This is a genomic window from Arhodomonas sp. KWT (assembly GCF_010993615.1).
Genome location: NZ_WNXE01000006.1, coordinates 30163 through 31860, shown reverse-complemented (window position 1 = coordinate 31860; position 1698 = coordinate 30163). Strand labels below are relative to the sequence as shown.

General features: G+C 69.0%; 1 protein-coding gene. It reads right to left on the bottom strand.

Annotation, left to right across the window (positions count from 1 at the left end; translation table 11 throughout):
* A partial coding sequence (locus tag G7A99_RS02690; protein WP_163138789.1) for a malate synthase G occupies positions 1–1698 on the bottom strand: 1698 nt, incomplete at both ends.

Here is a 1698-nt window from a genome sequence, read left to right as displayed (position 1 = left end):
CACCTGCTCCTCGGTGACGACGCCGTGGTAGAGCCAGTTCGCCATGTGCTGGCTGGAGATGCGCAGGGTCGCCCGGTCCTCCATGAGGGCAACGTCATGGATGTTCGGGACCTTCGAGCAACCGATGCCCTGATCGATCCAGCGGACCACGTAACCGAGCACGCCCTGGGCGTTGTTGTCGAGCTCCTGCTGGATCTCCTCCGCGCTCCAGTCCGCGTTCTCCGCCACCGGGATGGTGAGCAGGTCGTCCAGCCCGGCCCGGCGCTGGCCGGCGAGCTCGCCCTGGCGGGCCATCACCTCCACCTGGTGGTAATGGATGGCGTGCAGGGTCGCGGCCGTGGGCGACGGCACCCAGGCACAGTTGGCGCCGGCGCGGGGATGGCCGATCTTCGCCTCCATCATGTCCGCCATCAGGTCCGGCATCGCCCACATGCCCTTGCCGATCTGGGCGTGGCCGCGCAGGCCGCAGGCGAGACCCACGTCCACGTTCCAGTCCTCATAGGCATTGAGCCAGCGCGAGGACTTCATCTCGCCCTTGCGGATCATCGGACCGGCTTCCATGTCCGTGTGGATCTCGTCGCCGGTGCGGTCGAGGAAACCGGTGTTGATGAAGATGAGGCGCTCGCGGGCCTCGCGGATGCAGGCCTTGAGGTTGAGCGTGGTGCGCCGCTCCTCGTCCATGACGCCGATCTTGAGGGTGTTGCGCGCCAGCCCCAGCGCATCCTCGACGCGGTTGAACAGCTCACAGGCGAAGGCGACCTCTTCCGGGCCGTGCATCTTGGGCTTGACGATGTAGACGCTGCCGGCGCGGGAGTTGCGCACCGAGCCGTTGCCCTTGAGGTCGTGCACCGCGATCAGGGCGGTGAACAGGGCATCCAGCATGCCCTCGGGGATCTCCTCGCCACTGGCGTCGAGCACCGCGGGCGTGGTCATGAGGTGGCCGACGTTGCGCACCAGCATCAGGCTGCGCCCCTGCAGGGTGAGCTCGCCGCCGTCCGGCCGCTGGTAGCGGCGGTCCGGGTTGAGCCGGCGCGTGACCTGGCGGCCGCCCTTGTCGAAGACGTGCTCGAGCGTGCCCTTCATCAGGCCCAGCCAGTTACGGTAGACGTTGGTCTTGTCCTCGCCGTCCACCGCGGCGACGGAGTCCTCGCAGTCCTGGATGGTGCTGACCGCCGCCTCCATGAGCACGTCCTTGACGCCGGCGGGATGGTCGCGGCCGACGGGGTGCTCGGGGTCGATCTGGATCTCGGCGTGCAGGCCGTTGTTGGCCAGCAGGACGCCGGTCAGGGGCTGGCCGCCGGTATAGCCGGCGAACTGGGCCGGATCCCGCAGGCCCGTCTCGCTGCCATCGCCGAGGGTGACGACGAGCTCGGCGCCGTCCGGGCTCAGGCCGAAGCCGGCGACGTCTGCGTGGCTGCCACGCGCGAGCGGCGCGATCTCGTCGAGATAGGCCGAAGCGTGGCTCATCACCTTCCTGCCACGCACCGGGTTGTAGCTGCTCCCCTTCTCGGCGCCATCGTCCTCGGGGATGATATCGCTGCCGTAGAGCGCGTCGTAGAGGCTGCCCCAGCGGGCGTTCGCGGCGTTGAGGGCGTAGCGCGGGTTGCTCACCGGGACCACGAGCTGCGGGCCGGCGACCTCGGCGATCTCCGGGTCGACGTTTTCCGTGCTGACCTGGAAGTCCCCGCCCTCGGGCAT